Below are 24,088 nucleotides of genomic sequence, written 5' to 3' on the forward strand. Positions count from 1 at the left end.
TGCTTAAAATGTGCGTACTGGTGTAATTAATTGTAATTGCTTATTATCTGTTTCACCAGCTGGTGTAATTGTAAATGGACGTAAGTTACTGGTAAATTTCACATCAACAGACTTACCACTAAATATACGTAATGCATCTCGAACATAGTCTGGGTTAAATGAAATTTCTAAATCAGCACCGTCAACTGATTGAGCTACCAACTCTTCCTGAACTTCACCAACCTCTTGTGATGTCCCTTTTAAAGTCACAACACCGCTAGTTAAAGTTAGCTGTACGACGTTATTTCGACTTTCATGACTTAACAAACTTGCTCGGCCAATGGCACCAAGTAATGTACTAGCCTCAATTGTTAATTGTGTTGTACTTTCAGTCGGAATTAATCGATCAGTTTCTGGATAGTTCCCCTCTAATAAGCGTGAATAAAATGATGTATGTCCTAAATCAAACATCGCTTGATTTGTAGCTAGTTTGATGTCCACACGGTCTTGTCCTTCAAGTAGGCTCTGTAATTCATTAAATGACTTAGCTGGAATAATCACATCAGCCTGAATATGCGCATCTGTGCCAGTTAATGTCACAATCCGTTGTGATAAACGGTGTGAATCTGTGGTTACTGCCTTAACATCTGTACCATCTAATGCTAAATGAATCCCCGTTAAGATAGGTCGACTTTCTTGTGTGGATGCTGAAATTTTTGTTTGTGAAATAATATCAATTAATTGCGCTGCTGAAACACTTAAACTCTGCACATCATCCATTTCTGGTAATTGTGGATAGTTACGGACATCTTGACCATTAATTGTAAAATCTGATGCGCCTGAAGTGATACTTGCACGAACGCCTTCAACGGCTAATGTCATATCATCTGCTGGCAAATTTTTGACAATATTAGAAAAAAACGTTGCGGGTAGTGTAATGCCACCAGTTTTTTTAATAACGAGTTGTGCCGCTGTATCTGACTGGTCAATTCGCGTTTCAATAGAAATATCTGCATTTGATCCGGTTAATACTAATTCTTCATCGTTTAAGAGAATTTTGATATTTGTCAAAATAGGAATTGTTGTTCGAGATGAAATAGCACGTGAGACATCATTTAATGCTTTGATAAAAGCTTGACGATTAATTGAAAATTGCATCAGGTATTCTCCTTTTTATGTGAGCAATCCAGCGGATTAATTGTTTTAAATAAGTTAATTAAAAATCTAGTAGTAATAATAAGGGCTGTGAAAGTTGGGGAAAAGCGGGTTGTGTATAATAAGGCTATAACTTTTAGTTGTGCACAATGCTGTGGGAAAAACGTCATAGTTGTTCTTCTTTATCCACAATCAGTTATTTACCGTTTTTGATCTCGTCAGTCAATGCATCGAGCATTTCTTTTGTTCGGGCATCTGATTCAGCTTTTTCGGTAATTTTGTTGGTTGCATGTAACACCGAGGAATGATCTCTGCCACCAAAAGCTCTGCCAATATCTGGTAAGCTTTCATTTGTCAAAGTTCGTGTCAAATACATGGCAACGTGACGAGCTGTCACGAGATCTTTTTTCCGGCTGGTGCTTTTGAGATCGGCGATTGTCTGCATGTAATAGTCAGCCACAACTTGTTGAATGCGTTCAACTGTGATTTTAAAACCTTGGTTAATATTTAGATCACCTAATATTTGTTGTGCCGTTTCTTTTGTGGCGGGTTTATTTCTAAACCTTAACATCGCTTCAAATCGGTGGAAAGTACCTTCCAACGTGCGAATATTAGAATCGATTTTATCAGCAATCAGCTCTAATACATCATTTGGAATTGTTAAATTGTCTGTTTCGGCCAAATTTTTCAAAATAGCAACACGCGTTGGCAAATCAGGCTTTTGAATGTCCATTGATATCCCTGCTTCAAAGCGAGAAGTTAGACGAGATTGTAAATCAACAATCTCGGTTGGTAACTTATCTGAAGTCATGATAATTTGTTTACCAGTTTTGGTTAGGACATTAAATGTGTTGAAAAATTCTTCTTGAACTTTTTCTTTGCCCGACCAAAACTGAATATCATCAATAAGTAGCAAGTCAACGGTGCGATATTCTTTTTTAAACGCTGCAGTTGCGCCCTCTCCTGCTCGCAGAGATTCGGTAAAATCGTTTAGAAAATCTTCGGCTGTTGCATATTTGATACGTGCACTGGGTGTGGTTTTCGAATACGCATTGCCAATTGCTTGCATCAGATGTGTTTTCCCTAAGCCGACACCACCATAAATTAAATATGGATTGTAGACACGACCAGGATCTTCAGCAACTGCACGTGCGATGGCATAGGCATTTTCATTACCTGTGCCAACAACGAATTTGTCAAACGTAAAGTTCTCATTTAAGTCAGATTCACGTGTAAATGATAAATTGTCATTGAGAACTTGTGCGGGTTTCGTGAGTGTTTGTGCTACCCGTAATTCCGGCTTAATAAACCCTTCTGCAATTTCCATGGCATATTGTACAAAACTCATCGCGTAGGATTTATTCCAATTATCAATAATATCCGTACTCTCATCAGCTGGTACCTCTAGGATAATGCTAGACTCTGTTAAGGTAACCGGCGAAAGTGGTTCTATGTACGTGTCGAACGAAACCGGGCCAATTTCTTGATAGAATTTGGCTTTGATTTGATTCCACAATTCTTCTTTTGTTATGGGTTTTGTCACAAAAATATCTCCTAATATATCGGTCGCTGTGCGAAATTGATGGTAAATCAATTCGAATTAACATGACGACCGATCGACTCACTTATCTATTTAAAGAAGTAGCAAGATTTATTATAACAGTAAGGAAATAAGTTTTCCACAGCTGAGAGACAACTTTAGAGAATATCAACAGCTGTGGACAAAATAGTAAACACTTTGTGGATACAAAAACGAACAAATGTGCGAGTTATCCACAAACGAACAATGTTGTGCACATTTAAAAGTGGGTAAGGACACTATTTGAGATTCGTTATGAACATTATCCACAATTTGGCAATCACAAGCTGTGGATATGTGGATAACTTGTGAACACCCTTGTGGTTAATCAAAGTTAAAAAGCTACTCGTACACAAGGTTGTGACTTGTTTTTTATAACCTTGTGAATAGTAAAGAAAAGGTTAAGACCTTAAAAAACGAGTAGACATCTGTTCGCCTTTTAAGCTATGTTATAATTAATGCTATGATTGTACTATTTAACAAACCATATAACGTTCTAACTAAATTCACCGACAATGAGGGACGCGCAACACTAGCTAACTACATTGATATACCACGAGTTTATGCTGCTGGCCGCTTAGACATGGATAGTGAAGGGTTATTATTGTTAACAGATAATGGTAAGCTCAACCATCAACTAACTGATCCGGACAACAAAGCTTATAAAACTTATGTTGTTCAAGTTGAAGGGATACCAACAAAACAACAGTTAAAACAGTTAGAGCAGGGTGTTGACTTAAAAGATGGACTAACTTTACCAGCCAAGGTTAAACGCATACCGTATCCAAAATGGTTGTGGGAGCGCGATAAACCAATTCGTGTACGTCAGAATCAGCCAACGAGCTTTATTCAACTTAAAATTAAAGAGGGTCGTAATCGTCAGGTGCGACGTATGACAGCGGCAGTAGGGATACCAACTTTACGGTTGATTCGTACTCATATTGGTGATTATCACATTGCTGATTTAAAACCAGGACAATATCGCATCATAAAATAGAGAATGATTGATGCAAAGTGATTAGAAACCGTTATAATAGTAAAAGATATAAATGTCATGAGGTAGAACATGGGACGCAAATGGGAAAACATTAAGATGAAAAAGGCGCAGACAGATGGCGCCGCCGCAAAAACTAATAGTAAGTATGGTATTGAAATTTATGCTGCTGCCAAACAAGGTAACAGTGCTGATCCAGAAGCCAATTCGACATTAAAGTTTGTGATTGAACGTGCTAAGCAAGCACAAGTACCAAAACATGTGATCGAACGTGCGCTTGAAAAAGCAAGTGGTTCAGGAGACGAAACATTTATTAAGGGTCGTTATGAAGGTTTCGGACCTAATGGTTCGCTGATTATTGTGGACACATTAACATCCAACGTTAACCGTACTGCAACAAATGTACGGACAGCATTCAACAAGAATGGTGGTAATTTCGGCGCAGCAGGATCGGTCAGCTACCTGTTTGACGAAACTGGTGTCATTGTTTTTGAGGGTAATGATGCTGATACTGTGTTGGAGAACCTGTTAGATGCAGAAGTAGACGTACGTGATGCTGAACAACAAGATGATCAGGTTGTTGTTTATACTGAACCCAGTGATTTGCATAAAGCTATCGAAACTTTGCGCCAAAGTGGGGTAACTGAATTTACGACGACAGAAATTAGCATGCTACCACAATCTGAGATGACTTTAAGTGGGGATGATTTAGCCGTATTTGAAAAATTAGTTGATGTCCTTGAATCTGATGAAGATGTACAAACTGTTCATCATAATGTGGCCTTATCATAATCAGATATTGACGTAGTTATATCATAGTGAATGTATGAAGTGGTCAGACGTAAACACGCATAGTATTGAGAAGCTAAATTTTGATTATATTTAATTGGTGGCATAAGGTTGCTAATGAAGTTGATCCATGTTATGATTAATGTCGAATTGCAAAGTTTTTGCAGGTAAAAATCGCGAATGGAGGTGAACACACATGAAGCGTACATACCAACCAAAGAAGCGTCATCGTGAACGCGTACACGGATTCCGTAAGCGTATGAGCACGAGCAACGGTCGTAAAGTTTTGGCTCGCCGTCGTGCAAAGGGCCGCAAGGTTCTATCTGCCTAACAAGGTCGCTGCTATGCAGTGGCTTTTTTATTTATTAAAAATTGTGAGCAGTATGGTTAACGGCCATGTGAGCACCTCAAGTGAGATTAAATCTAATGAGAAAAACTTTTCGAATTAAAAAACCAGCAGATTTTCAGGTTGTTTTTAATAAACACCAATCTGTTGCCAATAAATACTTTATTGTTTATCAATTGCATAAATCAGAGCAAAAACATTTTCGACTAGGACTTTCTGTCAGTAAAAAGGTAGGTAAGGCACACGATCGTGTTTGGGTGAAACGTCGTATTCGGCAAAGTATTTTGGAATTAAAACCGCAATTACCAAATGAGCTAGATTTATTGGTAATTGCACGTCCAGCAGTGGCTCACAAGAGTCAAAAATTCATTAAAGAACAGATGATCCATGTGCTACAATTAGCTCAAATACTGAAAGTAGAAAAATAATTGATGAAACGTTTTGAAAATATTTTAAAGAGAATTGGACCATTACCACTTATATTGGCTGTTGTAGCGCTGGTTATTATTGTTATTGCTAGTGTAACCTTTGAGGGACATATTGCATCGCACAGCTTTTGGAGTGCGATTGTTGCGGCATTTACATCAGCTATCTTAGGGACATCAGCATGGTTTGGCAATAGTTATGGTATTGGTATTATTATTTTCACAGTTTTGATTCGTTTTTTGATTTTACCGTTGATGGTTTATCAAATTCAATCAATGATGAAAATGCAAGTTGTTCAACCGGCTTTAAAGGCGTTGCAAGCCAAGTATCCAGGTAAAGACACTGAGAGTCGTCAATTGATGATGGCAGAACAGCAGGCGCTGTATAAGGACGCAGGGGTCAATCCCTTTGCTTCAATGTTGCCTTTGATTGTACAAATGCCAATTTTGATTGCCTTGTATCAAGGTATTTATAATTCGCCAGTTTTAAGATCAGGTCAATTTTTGTGGTTACAACTCGGGAATCGTGACCCGTACTTTGTATTACCCATCTTAGCTGCAATTTTCACATTTGCTTCATCTTGGTTATCAATGCAGTCTAACCCAGAGCAAACGGGGATAACAAAAGCAATGCCGTATATTTTCCCTGTTGTTATCTTCTTTTCCGCAATAGCCGTACCAAGCGCTTTGTCGCTGTATTGGGTTGTTGGAAACTTGTTCCAAACGATTCAGACATTTTTCTTACAAAATCCATTTAAAATTCGCCGTCAACGTGAATTAAAAGCGGAAAAAGAGCGTGAGATTCAGCGCAAAATTAGAAAAGCTAAGCGTGGTAATAAGCGTTAATTAATATAAATATTTACTGTAAACCGTACCTGGTTTGCTTTTTTTTTGCAGAATAATTCAAATTCGTGGTCGGGCTAATGACAATTACTGTACCTATCGGAAATAATATTGTTAATTGTTGTGCTGTAAAATGTGAGTTTGGCATTGAAGTGAACAAAGAGTTGTCCGCTTTTTCTGATAATAGTTGATTGTTAAAACAGGATTATATTCAACAAGTCCTAACTCACTCAACGTAACAAAAACTGTTATAATATAAACCATAGGTTTTAGGCATTCTTATGGCATTTATGACCGTTTCTAAGTTAATAGGAAATGGTTATGGTGTGATAAGTTAAATATGCCTGGACAATCAGATTAAGAAAGACACATTAAGATTAATGATTAAGCAAAAAAAGACTTTAGCCAATAATCATTTAAAATTACGTGCAATGCGACCAGACGATGCGACTGCGCTTGCGCGCATTTACTTAGACACACGTTTAGCTAGTTTCCCTTGGGTAAAAAACCCACGTCTAGAAGATTTTGTGACAGTCACGCAAGGTGAACATGTGCAGGTAGCGATCATTGAAGAAGAAATTGTCGGTTTTGCATCACTTTCAGAAGAAGACAGCTTTTTACATTTACTTTTTATTAAGGAAGGGTGGCAAAATCAAGGGATTGGCCAGCAATTATTGACGTGGGCGCGCCAAGAAGTACGACGACCTTTGGAACTTAAAGTTGTACGTATTAATAAGCGAGCACAACAGTTTTATAAACGTGAAGGTTTTAAAATAATAGCGACCTCAATTTTAGCAAATCCAGCGAATGTGACGTATAGAGATGATCGAAACAGTTAAAGTATTTAAAAAATTTACATGGTATCATGTGCCAAACATGACTTCAGATGATAGGGAAGAGTTAGTGATTACTCATCATTTGACCAGTGAAATGATAGGTTATGCGGTTGATAATAACGAGGCAGTTCGTATGGAATATGATACTTCTGCCGATGAATCGCTAATGGTCATCGATGTTATCTCATACCATGATGAAGCTGTTGAAACACGCCCCATTGGTATCTTATTTGCTCACGGTAATTTATATACGTTCTCACACGATGTGACGGATTATATTCAAGCTGTTTTATTGGACCCTCAAAATCGCCAGAAGCGTCATGATGATACGGAAATTAGTGCGGTTGACTTTGTTATGACGGGTTTATATTCTTTAATGACGCGTTATGTTGAACAAGTGACAGAGATTAATCGTAAACGGCGCATTATTCAAGCGCAATTTGGTCAGCAAAAACGAACAACAAAGCAAATGAATGAACTATTACGGCTGCAAACACAGATGATTTATATTCAAAATTCATTAGCTAACAATCATGTGATGCTTGATGTTTTTAAAAAAGACTTTCAAAAAACGCTGTTAACATTTGAAATAGAGCATATTGATGATGTACGTGTGGAAGTTGGTCAGGCTGAACATATGGCTAACCTAGCTCTCACGGTGATTAATTCTATTTCTGATGCTTATGGTAATCTCAGTAACCGTGATTTGAACTGGACAATGAAGGTATTAACTGTCTATTCGATTGTTTTGACAGTGCCTACAATTGTTAGTGGCTTTTACGGTGAAAATGTTAAATGGCTACCATTTGCTGACGCAATTAGTGGTTGGTGGGTTACCATTGTCATAACGGTCTTGTTAATGGCAGCTGTTAGTTTATTATTGGCTATCAATGGCTTCTTTAGAAAATAGGCCATAAACAACATGTTTATTGGTGAAAAATAACAAGCTTAAACCCTAGAAAAAGGAATGATCATGAAACTATTAGAGGAACGTATTCAACAAGACGGTCGTATTTTGGGAGATGAGATACTGAAGGTAGATGCTTTTTTAAACCATCAAATTGATCCAGAACTTATGGCTGCTATGGGTGAAGAATTTTCACGGTTGTTTGCCAATGATAAGATTGATAAAATTTTAACAGTTGAATCATCTGGTATCGCGCCAGCAGTTTTTGCTGGTTTATCATTACATGTACCAGTTGTATTTGCACGTAAAAATAAATCTTTGACTTTACCAACCACCGTTTGGGCAGCAGATGTTTATTCATTTACAAAACAAACCACAAATCAAATTATGATTGATCAGCAATTTTTAAAAAGTGGTGAAAAAGTGCTCATTATTGATGATTTTTTAGCTAACGGTCAGGCTGTTAATGGGTTATTGAAAATTGCTAGTCAAGCTGATGCACACGTTGTTGGTGCAGGTATTGTTATTGAAAAAACCTTTCAAAAAGGGCGTCAAATTTTAGATGAACAAGGTATTCGTGTCGAAAGTTTAGCTCGGGTAAAAGCATTTGTGGATGGGCAAGTAGCATTTTTGTAATGATATTATGTTCCACGTGAAACACTGTAATAAGTGATATCATATCAATTAACGCAAGTTGTTGATGGCGATATAATTTATAGCAAAAAGCGCTTATGGACAAAGGAAATTTAATTAAGTCAGGGGAACAGAAAATGGTGAAAAAAGCATCTATAAAAGATGTTGCACTTTTGTCTGGTGTGTCAATTACAACTGTTTCGCAAATCATTAATGGTAAAGGACACCGATTTTCTAAGGCAACAATCGACAAAGTACTGCAAGCACGTGATGAACTTGGTTATGTGCCAAATCATGCAGCGCGATCGTTGAAAAGTAAAACAACGATACTGATTGGTGTGATTGTGCCATCTTTTCGACTACCTTTTTTTGCTGATTTAATTCAGAGTATGGAAACACATGCGCCATCATCGGTTAGAATGGTATTTTTATCGTCACCAGATAATCATCTTGAAAATACTATTCACTCACTTGTTGAAAGAGGCGTTGATGCGCTTATTTTTGGGCGACAGTTTCCAAATGATAAAGCCATAGCTCAACTTTTAAGTAAACAAAATATTCCATACCTTGTTTTAGACCAAAATAACGATGAAGCAGCTCGTGATAAAATTATTGTAGATGAATTTCAAGGCGGTAGTTTAGTGGCTGATCACTTTGTGACGCTAGGTCATCAAAAGATTGCTATGGTATTGCCTGAAATGTTGACACAAAATATGCTTGAGCGCCAAGATGGTTTTTTAGCTACCTTACAAAAATATGATGTTAATCCTATTATACTAACAGCTGAAAAATTATCTAAGCATGGTGGTTTTCGTATGAGTCAGAGCGTGATTGACAGTCAAGTAACAGCTGTTTTTGCATTTAATGACGAAATGGCAATGGGGTTGATGCGTGGATTGGTGAATTTAGGCATGACAATTCCAGGAGATATTTCAATAGCTGGCTATGATGATGCCGATTATGCTGAGTTTTTTATTCCAACTTTAACGACAGTAACACAACCAGTTTTTGAGATAGGTTCAGCTGTATTAAGTCTCATTTTAAATCGGCTTAAGTTTCCACAATCACCGCCACAAATACAAAAATTTCAACTAAAATTAGTAGCACGTGAGTCAACTAGAAAAATATAAAGTATGATAAAAAGCTTATTTTAACTTGAGGAGAGTTTTGAAATAAGCTTTTTATTGTGTCTAAGTGACATGCTGTGAGTTTAATGAGTTGACAAATATCATATAGCACGTTAAATTAGAATCGTGGAAGCGCTTACAGAATAAAAACTATTCTGTTTGCTGTATTTTTTTCCGCTTAAAGTAAAACGTTTTACTAAAAATAAAATGGAGAAGAAAAGCCATGAAAAAGAAAGGTATATTAAATTCAGATATTTCACGTGTCGTTGCTGATATGGGGCATATGGACTGGTTAGCGATTGGTGACGCTGGGACACCTGTACCTCGAGAAACAGAGAAGATAGATCTAAGTATCAAAAAAGGATTGCCTAGCTTACTAGCTGTTTTAGATGCGGTGCTAGATGAATTGGCTGTTGAAAAAATATATCTTGCTGAAGAAATTAAGCAACAAAATCCGGCTATGTTGGAGCAGTTGACGCAACGATTTGGTGAAAGCGTGACGGTTGTATTTATTTCACACATAGCGTTAAAACAAAATTTGAAGCAAAGTAAGGCATTTATTCGAACAGGAGAGGAAACGCCTTTTGCCAATATTATATTAGAAAGTGGTGTCATTTTTTAAGCTGGTAGCAGCACAAAGGAGAAAAAATGAAAGTTGATATGATCGGTATTTCAAAATCATTTGGTAAAAATCATGTCCTACGTGACGTAGATTTTCATTTAAAAGATGCAGAAGTACATGCCTTGATGGGGGAAAATGGTGCTGGAAAGTCTACATTGATGAATATTATGACTGGTCTACTTAGTGCTAATGATGGTGATATTTTAGTGGATGGTCAGCAGGTTCATTTCAATGGCCCGAAAGAAGCAGAGGAGGCAGGTATTAGTTTCATTCACCAAGAAATGAATAATTTTGGTGAAATGTCTGTGTTGGAAAACTTATTTTTAAATAAAGAAATAAAAAATAAATTTGGTTTGGTTGATGACTATACGATGCGGCAACAAGCTAATCGTATTTTTAAAACGTTACATATTAATTATGATTTGGATAGACCAATTGGTGAATTGAGTATTGGTTCACAGCAGATGATTGAAATATCTAAAGCAATGATGACGGATGCGAAGGTCATTATTATGGATGAGCCAACTGCTGCTTTGACTAGTTCTGAAATACGATCTCTATTTGAAATTGTCAGACACCTAAAAAAGCAAGGTGTGAGTTTCATTTATATTAGCCACCGTATTGAAGAAATTATGCAAATAGCAGACCGTATCACTGTGATGCGCGATGGGCATACTGTTGATGAATCTTTTATTTCTGATACAAGTGTCGAACAGATTGTGACAAAGATGGTTGGTCGTGATATTGGTGATTTTTTCCCAACACGTCAAGTCCATGTTGGCAAAACAGTGTTGTCTGTTTCAAATCTGAATAGAAAAAATACATTTCATGATATTAGTTTCTCTGTCCGAGAGGGGGAAATATTAGGTTTTTCAGGTTTAATGGGTTCTGGACGAACAGAAATTATGCGGGCAATTTTTGGTGTTGATGCTAAAACGTCTGGGGATGTGTCTATTGATGGTAAAATAGTTCAGATTAAAGAGCCCTCACAAGCTATTAAACAGGGTATAGGATTTGTGACAGAAAATCGTAAAGATGAAGGATTGATTCTTGATTTTTCCGTGGCTGAAAACATCATTCTTCCTAGTTTAAATGATCTCGTTAAGCATCATATATTAGATGAAAAAACAAAAGTAGATTTTGTTGATTTATTGATTCAGCGATTAACTGTTAAAACAGATGGACAAAACATTAGTGTTGGTAGTTTATCAGGCGGGAATCAGCAAAAAACGGTATTGGCTAAGTGGATTGGTGCGGGAAGTAAAATACTGATTTTAGATGAACCGACGAGAGGTGTTGACGTTGGCGCTAAAAGAGAAATTTATAATTTGATGAATGAGCTAACAGATCGTGGTGTTGCTATCATCATGGTTTCAAGTGACTTACCTGAAGTTCTAGCTATGAGCGACCGTATTGCCGTGATGTATGAAGGTACCTTAATGGCTATTGTTGATAGCGATGACAAATTAACAGAAGCAGATATTATGACACTCGCAACGGGAGGAAAAAAATTATGACTCGTGCAAAAGTAGAACAAAAATCATCTGAATCAGTGAACCAGAAAAAATTTTTTAGTCAGTTAGCTGGATTAGGACCAGTGCTAGCTTTAGTTGTTTTGGTCATCATTACAACAATGATGAATTCAAGCTTTTTGGACGTTAACAATTTACTGAATTTATTACGACAAGTATCAATCAATGGCTTGATTGCCTTTGGCATGACGTTTGTGATTTTAACTGGTGGTATTGATTTATCCGTTGGTGCAATGTTAGCTCTAACATCAGCGTTAACGGCTATGATGATTACCAGTGGTGTACCAACACTGTTGGCGATGCTGATTGGTATTTTAATCGGTGGCGTATTAGGCGGTATTAATGGCTTAATTATTACTAAAGGTGGCGCAGCACCGTTCATTGCTTCCTTGGCAACAATGACTATCTTTCGTGGCGCAACATATGTATTTACAGATGGTAATCCGATTACTGGCAAAGTGATGAATGATAGTTTTGCTTTTCAATTTATCGGTCGCGGATATTTTTTTGGTATACCAGTGCCAGTTATTATTATGATTGTTGCCTTTATAATTTTATATATTCTACTTCATAAGATGACTTTTGGTCGTAAAACTTATGCATTGGGCGGTAATGAGAAAGCAGCATTTGTTTCTGGTATTAAAGTAAAGATGACTAAGACATGGATTTATGTCATTTCCGGTATTATGAGTTCAGCCGCTGGCATGGTTTTGATTTCACGTTTGAGTTCAGCACAGCCAGATGCCGGTACTGGGTTTGAGATGGATGCAATTGCGGCTGTTGTCCTAGGAGGTACCTCTCTGGCTGGTGGGCGTGGTCGCATCTTTGGTACATTCATTGGTGCATTGATTATTGGTACGCTTAATAATGGTATGAATTTAATTGGTATTTCGAGCTTTTACCAACAAATTGTGAAAGGAATTGTAATTATTATTGCAGTTCTACTCGATCGTCGCAAGAGCGCATAAAAGAGGAGTTGATTATCATGACTAAGAAAATTATTGGCATAATTGCAGGGCTTATTGTATTAGCATATGGCATCTTCTTTATTGTTTCGGGACGACCAATTTTTTCAATTACTAACCCATTTCAAGTCAATAGGCTACAAGAACGTAAAAAACCAGGTGATTTAAAAATCGGCGTGTCATTATCGACGTTAAATAACCCGTTCTTCATTTCTATCAAAGATGGTGTCAATGAAGCGGCTAAAAAAGAGGGCACAGATGTACAATTGTACGATGGACAAAATAGTACGAACAAACAAAACAACGATGTTGAAGATTTAATTCAAAAAAAGGTTGATGTTTTGATTATTAATCCAGTTGATTCTTCAGCTATTACGCCTGAAGTTAAATCAGCAAATGAAGCGGGTATTCCAGTGATTACGATTGATCGATCATCAGAAGGTGGGAAAGTACTGAGTTTAGTAGCTTCTGATTCACGTGAAGGTGGAAAAATGGCAGCTACATTTATGATCGATGCGTTAGGTCAAAATGCTAAAATTGCGCAATTACAAGGGACGCCGGGCGCCTCTGCAACAAGGGAACGTGGTGCTGGATTTGATGAAACCGCTGAAGGTCATTTAAATATTGTAACCAAACAGACTGCAAATTTTGACCGTACGCAAGGTCTCAACACTTCAGAAAACATCGCGCAGGCACATCCTGATATTAAAGGGCTATTCTCTCAAAATGATGAGATGGCATTAGGTGCTGTCCAAGCTTTGAAATCACAAGAGGATATTGTTATCGTTGGTTTTGATTGATCAGAAGATGGTATTAATGCCGTCAGAAGAGGCCAGATGGCAGCAACTGTTGCACAAAAACCAAAAGAAATGGGAAAGTTGGCTGTTCAAGCAACCTATGACTATTTTCAAGGTAAAAAAGTATCTCCTAATATTAAATCACCGTTGGAATTGGTTGTGGCAGATAAGTACAAGTAGACTTTAGTTGTTAAGTAAAACGTTTTATGAAAGGATTAGGATCATGAATAAAGTTGTTGTCATCGGAAGTTTAAATACAGATTTAGTCACTAAAATCAAGCGACTACCGGCACAAGGCGAAACAGTGTCTGTTATCGAACAAACAACCAACTTTGGTGGTAAAGGTGCTAATCAAGCTGTTGCCGCTGCAAGGCAAGGCGCTGACGTTACATTTATTGGTGCTGTTGGTAATGATGACTATGGTCTCTCATTTAAAACATTACTTCAGGAAGAAAGCATAGTGACAGATTACATTGTGACTAAAGAAAAACCAACTGGAATGGCTACTATTTTATTAGAGTCAAATGGTCATAATACGATACTAGTTAATGGGGCTGCTAATCTGGATTTAAATGCATCTGATGTTAAACAGGCAAATCAAGCTATTGCAGCTGCAGATATTGTTGTGGCACAACTTGAAGTCCCAACTGAGGCAATTATTGCTGGATTTAAAATTGCTAAAAACAATGGGGCAATCACCGTTCTAAATCCAGCGCCAGTTACCAGTCATTTAAGCGATGAATTGATTAACTATACTGACATTATTGTGCCAAATGAATCAGAAGCAGCGGCTTTGGTTGGTAGTACACCAAGTACAGACATTGCGGTGATAGAGGAAACAATTGATCCAGAATTACGTCATAAAGGATTGAAAAATGTCATTATCACTTTAGGTGACAAAGGTGTCTATTATCATGCCGCAGAAAATAAAGGTGTGTTGCCTATATTTAAAGTAGCTGTTGTTGATACCACGGCTGCTGGAGATACCTTCATTGGTACGTTAGTAGCCTATTTACAAGAAGATATGTCAAATTTGCGTGATGTCTTGCGACGTAGCTCTAAGGCAAGTGCTTTAGCAGTTAGTAAAGCTGGTGCAATTACATCTATTCCATACCGAGCAGAAGTTGATCAGGGACTAGTTTCTCTGGTAGATTACGAGGTTTCGCAATGACAGTACAAGATAATAAGAAAAAGCGAGCTGCCAACGCAGCGCTGAGATATATTGAAGATGGCATGGTCGTTGGTTTAGGAACTGGCACAACTGTGTTGTATTTATTACAAGCAATTGCGGCAAGTAAGATCAACATTCTGGGAGTAACAACATCAAAAAAAACCACAGTAATATGCCAACAGTTAGGTATTAAAGTTACTGATATTGATGATGTAGATCATATTGATGTGACGATTGATGGTGCTGATGAAGTTGATACTTACATGAATGGTATCAAGGGAGGAGGTGCGGCACTGTTAATGGAAAAAATTGTAGCCAAAAATTCTAACAAGAACATTTGGATTGTAGATGATAGTAAAGTACATGATACGCTAGGCACTTTCCCCTTACCGGTAGAAGTCATCCCTTATGGTAGTGGCAGATTACTACGTAAATTTGAGGCTAATGATTTTAATCCAGTACTCCGAGTTGATCAAAATCATCAACCAATCATAACAGATAGTGGTCATTATATTATTGATTTACATTTAGGAGATATTATCAATCCCCAAACTTTAGCAGATTACCTTGAAAATCAGGTTGGTATCGTTGAGCATGGTCTGTTTGTCGATATTGTCGATATCATCATTATCGGAGGTGACTCGGTTACCCTCAAGGAAAGACAAACGCAACTTAAATAAATTTTGCGGCATGAGATCAATAAGCTAACAAGGTTGACCTGCAATTAGAAAAAGAAAGAGGAAAATGATATAATGAAAATGTAATAATATTTTTCATGTAATAGGTTACTGAAAGGAGAATTATTATGGGACTATTATGGACATTAATTGTTGGCGCTATTATCGGTGCTGTTGCTGGCGCAATTACCAGTAGGGGTGCAGCAATGGGGTGGATTAGTAATATTATTGCTGGTCTTATTGGTTCATGGCTTGGAGAAAGCCTTTTGGGATCTTGGGGGCCATCGCTTGCCGGTATGGCTTTGATTCCATCTATTATTGGGGCGGTGATACTAGTTGTTATTGTATCTTGGATTGTTGGCAAACAACGCACCTAATTGAAAATAAAAAACAATATGAATTGAAAACACAGTAGTCCCGATCTTAAAATCGGGACTACTGTGTTTTTCAGTGAGATATGGCTAAACTGCTATGTGAATTAAATCATATACGATAGCAAAATAGTGCCGTGCTTCACAATAAGATTATGCTAGTCTTTTGACGTATGATGATTTATCACACAAAAGGATTTAGGATATGAAGAATAAATTAGTAACAAGTTTATTGACGGTTAGCCTAGTTAGTGGACTAGCTGTGAATACAGTTAATGCGGCAGTAATTGGGGATGACTATCCGGCACAGTTGAAAAAGGCGGCCCCGGATACATTGGTAGATAATTGGACGATGTATAATCGTGAATGCGTCTCATTTGTGGCCTGGCGTCTACATGCAATTAACAAATTTGAATTGCCAATCGGTTTTGGTAGCGCAGTGAGTTGGGGTGCACAAGCTCGTGCTAAAGGGTATCAGGTAAATGCAACACCAAAAATTGGAAGTGTGGCGTGGTTTGCTGCAGGGCATGTGGCTTGGGTAGCGGATGTCAAAGGGGACAACGTTGTTATTGAGGAATATAATTATAATTACAATCATAATTATCACCAACGTACAATTAATAAGCGAGATGTTTCAGGTTATATCCATTTTAATGATTTATCCACGAACAATGCGGTCACTGCGAATACGACACCGAAACCACACACAAATAACACAACAATTAAGGTGGGTACAACAGTGAAGTTTACTGGTGTATACCAAGTTAATATGGTGAATTCAGTAAAAAATAGTGTGGCGAGCGACCGCCTATCTGGTGGTAAATCAACGACATTGAACTTAATTGATGCTGTACCATTAGATGAAACAACATCTTCAGGTGCTAAATCAGGAAATCAGGTTTTAGCTGTTGGCGAATATTTTAAAGTCAACGGCAGATACAAAGTATTAGCAGTAGATCCTGCTTCTAACGGTATTAAAGTTAAAATTGGATCCTATGAAACATGGTTAGATATACGCCAAGCCACTGTTGCATAATTGTTTGCCAATTGGCTCAAAATTTTACATAAAAAAGCATTTTCAGACAAGATGACAATTGTATCTGAAAATGCTTTTTTTGCTACCGCAGTAGGAGTCGGTTAAGCCATGGTGATTAAATGTATTCGGATAAATCGACGGGTTGGGTAACAGTCCAAGTTTTATCCCCATAAGTTAAATGTAATGAAGTGCTTTTTAAATCAAGCATTGTTTTAAAGCCTAATTTATGTGCTTGAATGTAAGTATTTCTTAGCTGTTCAGGTATGCTAGCAAAAATCTCATCAATAGATTCTTGACGACGTTCCGATGACAGAACTTTTCCTTGTTTGAGAGCAAAATCAACGAGAGAGCGATTGTTGATAAAAGTTGCTAGTTTAGCAGCAAGCGTTTTGTCGGGGGTAGTTACTGCTGATTTAGCAAACGATAAAGCCTTTTGAAAATCTGATTTTTGTGTTTCCGGTGCATGAGCTACAATTTTTTCTAAGCGCAGGAATAGTGTTTGTGCAAAAACTTGTGCAAATTCAGGCAATGTCTCGCTAGGTGTTTGTGTCGCCACCACATGATTAAAATTAGCGGCGCCGCCATCAATATGTGGCCATTGATTAGGATTTATAATAGCATCTATGATGAGTAAATGTAGGAAGCTTAAAGCTGTTTGTGAAATACCATCTTGAGTGAATGGATCGATATCAAACATTCTAAATTCAATATACGCAGCACCATTTTTGACAATATCTGAGAGGTTATCAGCACCTTTTAGTCGTACTGGCCCATAAAATTCACTTTGGTCATAGAAATCACCGTTCTGAATATACTGTTGAATTTGTTGGATATAAGTTTCAAAATTCGTATAATCAACGTTGATTTCTGGTAAATTAGCAAAACCATGGTGGCTTGAACGCCAGGAACGAACGGGATGCCAGTTATCGTAATGTGTTGAAATATCATCATTGCTATTTTCGGTTAGTGGTGATGCACCAAATAAATAGGTTATGAGCCACCGATAATTTGCGACTTGTTGGACAATTTGGAAAAATAGATAATTTTTAGCTGTGGCATAAGGCAGTTTGGGATGTTGTTTAGCAAAGAATTGTATCAAATCCTCACTTGGTGAAAAATTAACGTGGACACCTGTTAGAATATGTTGATAGTTACCGTAACGTTCAAATAATTTGTTGCGATATTGTTGATACCATGAACGTTCAAAATGTGTTTGTAAAAATTTAATATCAGATGATGTCAGATGTGGTGGCATCGATAATGGCCAAATAATCTCATCATCAGATAACTCGTCAGATAGCATACGCTGTAATTCATGTAAGTGTTGCAACGCCTCTTTTGACGATGGTTTTGGTGCAGTAACAACTTCTTCTTGGCTTTCAGAAAAATCAGTTTGGAAGTATGGTTGTGTTCTGCGATCACCAAGTGTTGTTGGATGAGGATGTTGAGAGAGTGAGTGACTATTGCGGTTGACACGGTGTTCTTCAATTTCCAGACCAAAAAGCCCGTCATATAGCATGTGGTTGGTTGGATTCATGAGTTGATCTGTCATGGCTTTTCCTCACTCAAATCTTTTTCTATATTTTACCGTATTCTGAAAAAAATTGGTAGAATATCAGCTTGTTATTTCTTTATTTTGAAAGTATTTATTTGCAAGATGTTCCACGTGAAACACTAAAAACAGTAATTAACTGGTTCTGACATGGCAATCATGATGGTGATTATTTCTTAAAAAGCTGACCAAGTGCCGACTATTGTGATTGTGCAATGTGAACAAATTTAACAAAAATATTGTTTATTTAGTTTATTACGTGTATGATTATTTTTAATCTCTAGTTGATGTTTTGATTGTTGTATTGTTATTTAACCGGTTAATGGCTATATAAACATCATTAGTAAAATTAGAATTGATTAGTCATTTATCATAATATCTTCATCGGAACAGTAGGAGGCGTTTTATGAATAATTTTTTTCAACCACACCTTATCTGGCAATACTTCCCTGATGTATTATCGGCTTTGCCGGTAACACTACTACTAACACTAGTATCAACAATAATTGGTGTGATTGTTGGTGCTGGAATTGCATATGTCAGAATGGAAGATACACCAGTTTTTAAGCAAATAGCGGCAGTCTTTACTTCATTTATTCGTGGGACACCCATTTTGATACAAATGTTTTTAGTTTACTATGGTTTACCACTTTTCTTAGGTTATGTTGGTATTGATACGGACGGTGTCAATGCACTGGTATATCTATTTATTACTTATGGATTAAATATGGCAGCGTTTTTATCAGAAATTATTCGTGCAGCATTAGAAAGTGTCCCCGCAACACAACGTGAAGCTGCTTTAACTTCAGGCTATACCAAGAGGCAAATGTATTTTAAAATTATTTTCCCTCAAGCAGTGATTATTGCCATGCCTAGTTTTGCAACAATGGTCATATCCTTACTGCAAGATACATCACTGGCATTCACAATTGGCGTACTTGATGTTGTGGGTAAAGCTAAAGCATTGGGGACAGCAACATTTCATACCGTGGAAGCTTACCTAAGTGCCATGATTATATTTGTCATCTTAAGCTTCATTCTTGAAAGACTGTTTCGTTGGATTGAGAAACGGAGTAATTATTCCTCTCGTCAGATGCCAATTGTAGCTACTAACCCTGTTATACCTGTTATTGAGACACCAAAAACAAGTTAAACAAGACACACGTTAATTATGTTTGGGAAGAAATTTATCATAGGAGAACGATTATGCAAAGTAAAACACGAAGTAGTAAGGGATTATGGATTGGCCTAGGGGTTGTTATTGTTGCTATTATTGCCGTTATGTTTTTACATAACACAGGGCAAAGTAGTGAATCATCTTCTAAGGTAGAAACAATTAAGGTTGGTTCTGGAAATGATGGACAGCCCTTTGCCTACTTGGATAAAGATGGTAAACCCGCTGGTATGGATATTGCACTACTTCAAGCAATTGATAAAAAATTGCCACAGTATAAATTTAAGCTGACATTGTCGGATTTTCCAACAATGATTACTAATTTAAAAAGTGGTAAGACAACGATTGCTATGTATCAGATTGAACAGAATGCTGAACGTAAGGAGAATTTTAAATTTGGAACAGTTGGTTATACAGTTTGGGATACGTTGTTAGCTACTAAAAAATCTACCGGTGTATTGGATTCTTTTGCCGATGCTAAGGGTAAAAAGTTATATGTCACTAATTCAACTAACCAAGCGACTTTAACTGATGCTTATTTAAAGAAAAATGCTAATGCATACTCTGTTGTTCGTGGTACTTATACGATGGAACAGGTCGCACAAGGATTAAATTCAGAACAATTTAATGTGTACCCTGCACCTAAATACTCGATTGATTTATTAAATCGTCAATTTAAAACAAATTTGGTTTATGGTAAGTCAGTTAACCATTCTAATGCTTACCCAATGTTTAATAAAAAAGCAGATCCTAAGTTCGTTAAGGCTGTTAACAAGGCAATGGCAGAGATGAAAGAAGATGGTACACTTAAAAAGTTAAGTAATCAATGGCTTAAGGGTGACTATGTACCTAAGGATTAATGGAGGTTTCAGATGAACTTTGATATTGGATTTATATTTCAAGTTATGGGCCAAATTATTCGTTACGTACCAGTCACAATATACATGGCAGTGGTCAGCTTGATTATTGGTGGTGCATTAGGCTTAGTTGTGGCACTGGTCAGGTATTATAAAATACCTGGGTTGTCACAACTGTTATCAATTATGATTACGATATTGAAGGGTGTCCCGCTCATCTTAATATTCTTAATTATCTTTTTGATAACATCTCAAAATTTTAACCGTTTTGCTAAAGCGGTTGGTTGGCATATACGATATGGTGATTTACCAATGAGTGTTTTAGCTATTATTGGTTTATCTTTAATGGCTACAGTTGGATTGAGTGAAGCATTCCGAGGGGCGTTTGAATCAGTTAAGCAAGTACAATTTGACGCTGCGCGTTCCCTAGGTATGACTAAAATGCAAACGATTCGTCGTGTTTTGATACCCCAGACGATGCCTGTGGCATTACCCATGATCATTAATATGCTTATTAATTTAATTAAAGGGACGGCTATTGCATCGTTAGTATCAGTTGTTGAACTTTTTTCGGCAGCTACACAAACTGCCAGTTCAAATTATAAGTATTTTGAAGCTTATATCGCTGCAGCCCTGATTTATTGGATGATGACCATTGTGATTGAGCGTGGCGCTGTCTTCCTAGAATTACGTATGGATAAGAAAATAAAGAGGTCTTGATCATGATTGAAGTCAAAAATGTTCACAAAAGTTTTAACGACAATGAAGTTATTAAAGGCGTCAGTTTATCCCTCAAGGAGGGAGAAGTGGTTACAATTTTAGGACCTTCAGGTTCAGGAAAAACAACTTTTCTACGGTGCTTGAATTTTTTAGAAGAAGCGGATTCAGGTTCTATTACGGTTAATGATCACGAAGTGATTTTTGGACAAGCGAGTGCAAATGATGTTTTACAGTTGCGTCGGAGCATGGGCATGGTTTTTCAGAATTATGCCTTATTCTTAAATAAAACAGCAAAACAAAATATCATGGAGCCGATGGTCATTGTCCATGGGTATAGTACTCAGCAAGCCGCAGCACGTGCAGAAGAGTTACTAGCAGTTATTGGTTTGCCAGATCACGGTGATTATTACCCCTCGCAACTTTCTGGTGGTCAAAAGCAGCGGATAGGGATTGCCCGTGCTTTAGCGGTTCATCCGACAGTATTATTATTCGATGAACCAACCGCAGCGCTTGATCCAGAATTAGTTGGCGAAGTGCTTAAAGTTATGAAAGCAGTCAAAGACGCTGGTGTTGCCATGATTGTCGTGACACATGAAATGCAGTTTGCTTATGAGGTGAGTAATCGTGTTATTTTCATGGCTGATGGGGTCATTGTTGAAGAAGGCACCCCACAACAGATATTCGAGACCCCACAAGAAGCGCGTACCAAATCATTTTTGAACCGTTTTACTGTACATTGATTGATTATTTAGAAGGAGATTTGCTATATGTCAGAATTGCGTTATCAGTTTGCATCACGTGTGTCTAGTTTGATCCCCAACCCTTTACGTGAACAAGCTAAGCATGTTCAAAGGGCCGACGATTATATTAAATTAACCTATGGTTATCCGAGTAATGAGGCTTTCCCAATCGAAAAGTTAGCCAGGCTTTCTGATAAAATTTATCGTCAACATGCTGTCGAATTTATGCAATATGGAGAAACTGAAGGTATTCCAAGACTCCGAGAGCAAATTAAAGCACGGTTACATCAATACCAAGATTTAGATATTGTGACTAATGATGTCTTGATTACCTCTGGATCAACTCAGGGGATGGATTTGGTATTTAAAATATTTGTTAATGAGGGTGATACAGTACTCACCGAAGAACAAACATTTATTGGGGCTGTCAATTCAATTAAGTCTTATGGTGGTCACGCACAGGGATTACCATTTGATATGGTTAGCGGTTGCATTGATACTGGGGCGTTAGAAGCAACATTAGCTGCTGACACGGCACATCATATTAAGCTACTTTATTTGATTCCAACTTTTCAAAATCCAATTGGGACATCAATGTCTTTTGAGAAGCGACAAGAAGTTTATGATATTTGTCAGAAACATCAGATTATGATTTATGAAGATGATCCATATGGTGATTTACTTTATTCAGAAATCGAATCAATTCCTAAAATTAAGTCGTTGGACACAACTGGAAATGTGATTTATGCGGGTTCTTTTTCAAAAATTTTAGCGCCTGGTTCACGGTTAGGTTACTTATTAGCACCAAAATCAGTGTTTGATAAATTAGTATTGGTCAAGCAGGTGGCAGACTCGTTTGCTAACTTGTACTGGCAGTATCTTGCCAGTCAGTTAATGGATGATTATGATTTTAACGAACATATTGATTATTTACGCCAATTATACAAGGTGAAGGCAGATGCAATGGTTGGCGCATTACGGGACTATGCCACACAAAATATGACTTTTGTTGTACCTGACGGTGGTTACTTCATTTCTGTTAAGCTCAACGATGATATTGATCCTAGTACATTCTATGATGCATTAGATCAGCACCATGTAGGTGTCATTCCTGGAAATATTATGAGTGCAGCTGGTCAGGGTTATGAACGTTATTTTAGGTTGAATTTCACACTACCATCGGTAGAAGAAATTGAAACTGGTATTAAACGTATTGCGCAAGCCGCAACAGTCGCCAAAATAAAACAGCAAATGGTATTTTGAGGTAGGGAGAAAGTGCATATGAAAATACTTTTCTATAATGTAGCAGATATAGAAAAAAGCTTCATTAATGATTGGGCTAAAAACAATAACATAACTGTCAAAACACTGTCGGTAGCAATTGATTCTAACAATATTGAATTAACACGTGATTATGATGCTGTTGTGTTTTATCCAGGGGAAGCTTTTCTAACCGATAAAAAGTTGTATGCTCAGTTGGCTCAAAATGGGATGAGACAAATTTCAGTTAAATCAACAGGTTATGATAATATTAATTTTACTTTTGCTGAAAAATACCAGCTCAGTATTACTAATGTCCCTAACTATTCACCTGAATCAGTGGCGCACTTTACTGTTATGTCAATCATTATGTTGTTACGTCATATGCCAATTTATTTACATAAACAGGCGACAACTCACAGAAAAGATTTTATTGGACAAGAATTGACTGATTTAACCATTGGTATATATGGTGCAGGGCGGTTAGGCAGCTTAGTTGCGAAAACATTAAAATACATGGGGGCTCGCGTACTGATTAATTCACGTACAAGCAAACCAGAACTCGAACAGTTAGGCATTGAAAGTGTTGATTTTAAAACATTATTAACAGTCAGTGATGTGATTAGTATCCATGTGCCACTTAATGAACAAACACACCATTTGTTTGACTTCGACAATTTAGATTTGATGAAACAAGAGGCCATGTTAGTCAATACGGCACGTGGTAGTATCATTGATACAAAGGCATTAATCAAGCATCTTCAGCAAGGAAAATTCAAAGGGGTGGCACTTGATGCTTTGGAGGATGAAGAATTCTTTGAGGTAACAGATAATCCATATTATCAAGCACTTATGGCATTTGATAATGTCTTGATAACGCCACACATTGCTTATTTTACACAAGCAGCCGTACGTGATATCGCAATTACTGCTTTAGACAATGCACGTGATATTGTGACGAACGGCGAGTCAGAAAACATAGTTTTGAACTAGGAGGCTAG

Annotated in this window: 25 protein-coding genes and 1 pseudogene; 23 read left to right on the forward strand and 3 right to left on the reverse strand. The window is 37.3% G+C overall.

What is annotated here, in order from left to right:
- Positions 1-3 precede the first annotated feature (3 nt).
- The gene (dnaN, locus tag HNQ98_RS08440) at positions 4-1,137 is read right to left on the reverse strand and encodes a DNA polymerase III subunit beta (RefSeq protein ID WP_135197219.1); all 1,134 of its coding nucleotides are present in this window, start codon (positions 1,135-1,137) and stop codon (positions 4-6) included.
- 193 nt (positions 1,138-1,330) lie between these two features.
- Entirely contained in the window at positions 1,331-2,677 is a 1,347-nt protein-coding gene (gene dnaA / locus HNQ98_RS08445) for a chromosomal replication initiator protein DnaA (RefSeq protein ID WP_014973539.1), read from the reverse strand.
- 499 nt (positions 2,678-3,176) lie between these two features.
- Between dnaA and HNQ98_RS08450 the strand changes: the two genes are divergently transcribed.
- The 17 genes and pseudogenes from HNQ98_RS08450 (at position 3,177) to HNQ98_RS08530 (ending at position 16,784) form a co-directional block, all read left to right on the forward strand.
- On the forward strand, positions 3,177-3,710 hold the full coding sequence (locus HNQ98_RS08450) for an rRNA large subunit pseudouridine synthase E (RefSeq protein WP_135197950.1): 534 nt from the start codon (positions 3,177-3,179) through the stop codon (positions 3,708-3,710).
- A gap of 69 nt (positions 3,711-3,779) precedes the next feature.
- Positions 3,780-4,499 (forward strand): YebC/PmpR family DNA-binding transcriptional regulator, encoded by a 720-nt coding sequence (locus HNQ98_RS08455; protein WP_135197949.1) that lies wholly within the window; start codon positions 3,780-3,782, stop codon positions 4,497-4,499.
- 193 nt (positions 4,500-4,692) lie between these two features.
- Positions 4,693-4,827, forward strand: coding sequence for a 50S ribosomal protein L34 (rpmH, locus tag HNQ98_RS08460; protein ID WP_002816117.1), 135 nt, complete (start codon positions 4,693-4,695; stop codon positions 4,825-4,827).
- Positions 4,828-4,922: 95 nt separating this feature from the next.
- Positions 4,923-5,270 (forward strand): ribonuclease P protein component, encoded by a 348-nt coding sequence (gene rnpA, locus HNQ98_RS08465; protein ID WP_014975074.1) that lies wholly within the window; start codon positions 4,923-4,925, stop codon positions 5,268-5,270.
- Positions 5,271-5,273: 3 nt separating this feature from the next.
- A complete protein-coding gene (locus HNQ98_RS08470; protein WP_014975073.1) occupies positions 5,274-6,113 on the forward strand; it encodes a membrane protein insertase YidC in 840 nt (279 codons plus the stop codon).
- Between the two features lie 377 nt (positions 6,114-6,490).
- Positions 6,491-6,949, forward strand: coding sequence for a GNAT family N-acetyltransferase (locus tag HNQ98_RS08475; protein ID WP_019040403.1), 459 nt, complete (start codon positions 6,491-6,493; stop codon positions 6,947-6,949).
- Positions 6,933-7,856 carry a magnesium transporter CorA family protein gene (locus HNQ98_RS08480; RefSeq protein WP_135197948.1) on the forward strand — a complete coding sequence of 308 codons (924 nt, stop codon included), beginning with the start codon at positions 6,933-6,935 and terminating at the stop codon, positions 7,854-7,856. Before HNQ98_RS08475 ends, HNQ98_RS08480 begins: the two co-directional genes overlap by 17 nt.
- Before the next feature lie 63 nt (positions 7,857-7,919).
- The gene (locus tag HNQ98_RS08485; RefSeq protein ID WP_014975070.1) at positions 7,920-8,489 is read left to right on the forward strand and encodes a xanthine phosphoribosyltransferase; all 570 of its coding nucleotides are present in this window, start codon (positions 7,920-7,922) and stop codon (positions 8,487-8,489) included.
- Positions 8,490-8,626: 137 nt separating this feature from the next.
- Entirely contained in the window at positions 8,627-9,616 is a 990-nt protein-coding gene (gene rbsR, locus HNQ98_RS08490; RefSeq protein WP_135197952.1) for a ribose utilization transcriptional repressor RbsR, read from the forward strand.
- Between the two features lie 220 nt (positions 9,617-9,836).
- Positions 9,837-10,235, forward strand: coding sequence for a D-ribose pyranase (rbsD, locus tag HNQ98_RS08495; protein WP_135197947.1), 399 nt, complete (start codon positions 9,837-9,839; stop codon positions 10,233-10,235).
- A 26-nt stretch (positions 10,236-10,261) separates the two neighbouring features.
- Complete coding sequence (locus tag HNQ98_RS08500; protein ID WP_135197946.1) at positions 10,262-11,752, forward strand: sugar ABC transporter ATP-binding protein; 1,491 nt, start codon at positions 10,262-10,264, stop codon at positions 11,750-11,752.
- The gene (locus HNQ98_RS08505) at positions 11,749-12,735 is read left to right on the forward strand and encodes an ABC transporter permease (RefSeq protein WP_014975066.1); all 987 of its coding nucleotides are present in this window, start codon (positions 11,749-11,751) and stop codon (positions 12,733-12,735) included. The genes HNQ98_RS08500 and HNQ98_RS08505 overlap by 4 nt, the downstream gene beginning before the upstream one ends.
- A gap of 17 nt (positions 12,736-12,752) precedes the next feature.
- Positions 12,753-13,709: pseudogene (locus HNQ98_RS08510) on the forward strand (D-ribose ABC transporter substrate-binding protein).
- 43 nt (positions 13,710-13,752) lie between these two features.
- Positions 13,753-14,700 carry a ribokinase gene (rbsK, locus tag HNQ98_RS08515; protein ID WP_135197945.1) on the forward strand — a complete coding sequence of 316 codons (948 nt, stop codon included), beginning with the start codon at positions 13,753-13,755 and terminating at the stop codon, positions 14,698-14,700.
- Positions 14,697-15,380, forward strand: coding sequence for a ribose-5-phosphate isomerase RpiA (gene rpiA / locus HNQ98_RS08520; protein WP_014975063.1), 684 nt, complete (start codon positions 14,697-14,699; stop codon positions 15,378-15,380). Before rbsK ends, rpiA begins: the two co-directional genes overlap by 4 nt.
- A gap of 125 nt (positions 15,381-15,505) precedes the next feature.
- Entirely contained in the window at positions 15,506-15,754 is a 249-nt protein-coding gene (locus HNQ98_RS08525) for a GlsB/YeaQ/YmgE family stress response membrane protein (RefSeq protein WP_014975062.1), read from the forward strand.
- A gap of 199 nt (positions 15,755-15,953) precedes the next feature.
- Positions 15,954-16,784, forward strand: a complete 831-nt coding sequence (locus HNQ98_RS08530) for a CHAP domain-containing protein (RefSeq protein ID WP_135197944.1) — start codon at positions 15,954-15,956, stop codon at positions 16,782-16,784.
- Between the two features lie 115 nt (positions 16,785-16,899).
- Here HNQ98_RS08530 and HNQ98_RS08535 read toward each other — a convergent pair whose 3' ends face one another.
- Entirely contained in the window at positions 16,900-18,336 is a 1,437-nt protein-coding gene (locus HNQ98_RS08535) for a glutamate--cysteine ligase (protein ID WP_135198214.1), read from the reverse strand.
- 406 nt (positions 18,337-18,742) lie between these two features.
- Between HNQ98_RS08535 and HNQ98_RS08540 the strand changes: the two genes are divergently transcribed.
- Genes HNQ98_RS08540 through HNQ98_RS08565 form a run of 6 tightly spaced genes read left to right on the forward strand, consistent with a single transcriptional unit; the run spans position 18,743 to position 24,080 of the window.
- A complete protein-coding gene (locus HNQ98_RS08540) occupies positions 18,743-19,489 on the forward strand; it encodes an amino acid ABC transporter permease (protein ID WP_014975059.1) in 747 nt (248 codons plus the stop codon).
- Positions 19,490-19,542: 53 nt separating this feature from the next.
- Positions 19,543-20,370, forward strand: a complete 828-nt coding sequence (locus HNQ98_RS08545; protein WP_135197942.1) for a transporter substrate-binding domain-containing protein — start codon at positions 19,543-19,545, stop codon at positions 20,368-20,370.
- Positions 20,371-20,382: 12 nt separating this feature from the next.
- Complete coding sequence (locus tag HNQ98_RS08550) at positions 20,383-21,087, forward strand: amino acid ABC transporter permease (protein WP_014975057.1); 705 nt, start codon at positions 20,383-20,385, stop codon at positions 21,085-21,087.
- A 2-nt stretch (positions 21,088-21,089) separates the two neighbouring features.
- A complete protein-coding gene (locus tag HNQ98_RS08555; protein WP_014975056.1) occupies positions 21,090-21,827 on the forward strand; it encodes an amino acid ABC transporter ATP-binding protein in 738 nt (245 codons plus the stop codon).
- A 27-nt stretch (positions 21,828-21,854) separates the two neighbouring features.
- Positions 21,855-23,090, forward strand: coding sequence for an aminotransferase-like domain-containing protein (locus tag HNQ98_RS08560; RefSeq protein ID WP_135197941.1), 1,236 nt, complete (start codon positions 21,855-21,857; stop codon positions 23,088-23,090).
- Between the two features lie 18 nt (positions 23,091-23,108).
- A complete protein-coding gene (locus HNQ98_RS08565; protein ID WP_184285046.1) occupies positions 23,109-24,080 on the forward strand; it encodes an NAD(P)-dependent oxidoreductase in 972 nt (323 codons plus the stop codon).
- Positions 24,081-24,088: the final 8 nt, after the last annotated feature.

It is taken from the genome of Leuconostoc carnosum (assembly GCF_014207505.1).
In the GTDB taxonomy this organism is placed as follows: domain Bacteria; phylum Bacillota; class Bacilli; order Lactobacillales; family Lactobacillaceae; genus Leuconostoc; species Leuconostoc carnosum.

Coding starts and splice junctions, on each gene's coding strand:
- HNQ98_RS08480 (WP_135197948.1), top strand. CDS start 6,933: ATGATCGAAACAGTTAAAGTATTTAAAAAATTTACATGGTATCATGTG.
- HNQ98_RS08550 (WP_014975057.1), top strand. CDS start 20,383: ATGAACTTTGATATTGGATTTATATTTCAAGTTATGGGCCAAATTATT.
- rbsD (WP_135197947.1), top strand. CDS start 9,837: ATGAAAAAGAAAGGTATATTAAATTCAGATATTTCACGTGTCGTTGCT.
- HNQ98_RS08475 (WP_019040403.1), top strand. CDS start 6,491: ATGATTAAGCAAAAAAAGACTTTAGCCAATAATCATTTAAAATTACGT.
- HNQ98_RS08485 (WP_014975070.1), top strand. CDS start 7,920: ATGAAACTATTAGAGGAACGTATTCAACAAGACGGTCGTATTTTGGGA.
- rpiA (WP_014975063.1), top strand. CDS start 14,697: ATGACAGTACAAGATAATAAGAAAAAGCGAGCTGCCAACGCAGCGCTG.
- HNQ98_RS08555 (WP_014975056.1), top strand. CDS start 21,090: ATGATTGAAGTCAAAAATGTTCACAAAAGTTTTAACGACAATGAAGTT.
- HNQ98_RS08500 (WP_135197946.1), top strand. CDS start 10,262: ATGAAAGTTGATATGATCGGTATTTCAAAATCATTTGGTAAAAATCAT.
- HNQ98_RS08560 (WP_135197941.1), top strand. CDS start 21,855: ATGTCAGAATTGCGTTATCAGTTTGCATCACGTGTGTCTAGTTTGATC.
- HNQ98_RS08530 (WP_135197944.1), top strand. CDS start 15,954: ATGAAGAATAAATTAGTAACAAGTTTATTGACGGTTAGCCTAGTTAGT.
- rpmH (WP_002816117.1), top strand. CDS start 4,693: ATGAAGCGTACATACCAACCAAAGAAGCGTCATCGTGAACGCGTACAC.
- HNQ98_RS08540 (WP_014975059.1), top strand. CDS start 18,743: ATGAATAATTTTTTTCAACCACACCTTATCTGGCAATACTTCCCTGAT.
- HNQ98_RS08535 (WP_135198214.1), bottom strand. CDS start 18,336: ATGACAGATCAACTCATGAATCCAACCAACCACATGCTATATGACGGG.
- HNQ98_RS08525 (WP_014975062.1), top strand. CDS start 15,506: ATGGGACTATTATGGACATTAATTGTTGGCGCTATTATCGGTGCTGTT.
- HNQ98_RS08545 (WP_135197942.1), top strand. CDS start 19,543: ATGCAAAGTAAAACACGAAGTAGTAAGGGATTATGGATTGGCCTAGGG.
- rbsK (WP_135197945.1), top strand. CDS start 13,753: ATGAATAAAGTTGTTGTCATCGGAAGTTTAAATACAGATTTAGTCACT.
- HNQ98_RS08450 (WP_135197950.1), top strand. CDS start 3,177: ATGATTGTACTATTTAACAAACCATATAACGTTCTAACTAAATTCACC.
- HNQ98_RS08470 (WP_014975073.1), top strand. CDS start 5,274: ATGAAACGTTTTGAAAATATTTTAAAGAGAATTGGACCATTACCACTT.
- HNQ98_RS08505 (WP_014975066.1), top strand. CDS start 11,749: ATGACTCGTGCAAAAGTAGAACAAAAATCATCTGAATCAGTGAACCAG.
- HNQ98_RS08455 (WP_135197949.1), top strand. CDS start 3,780: ATGGGACGCAAATGGGAAAACATTAAGATGAAAAAGGCGCAGACAGAT.
- rnpA (WP_014975074.1), top strand. CDS start 4,923: ATGAGAAAAACTTTTCGAATTAAAAAACCAGCAGATTTTCAGGTTGTT.
- dnaN (WP_135197219.1), bottom strand. CDS start 1,137: ATGCAATTTTCAATTAATCGTCAAGCTTTTATCAAAGCATTAAATGAT.
- HNQ98_RS08565 (WP_184285046.1), top strand. CDS start 23,109: ATGAAAATACTTTTCTATAATGTAGCAGATATAGAAAAAAGCTTCATT.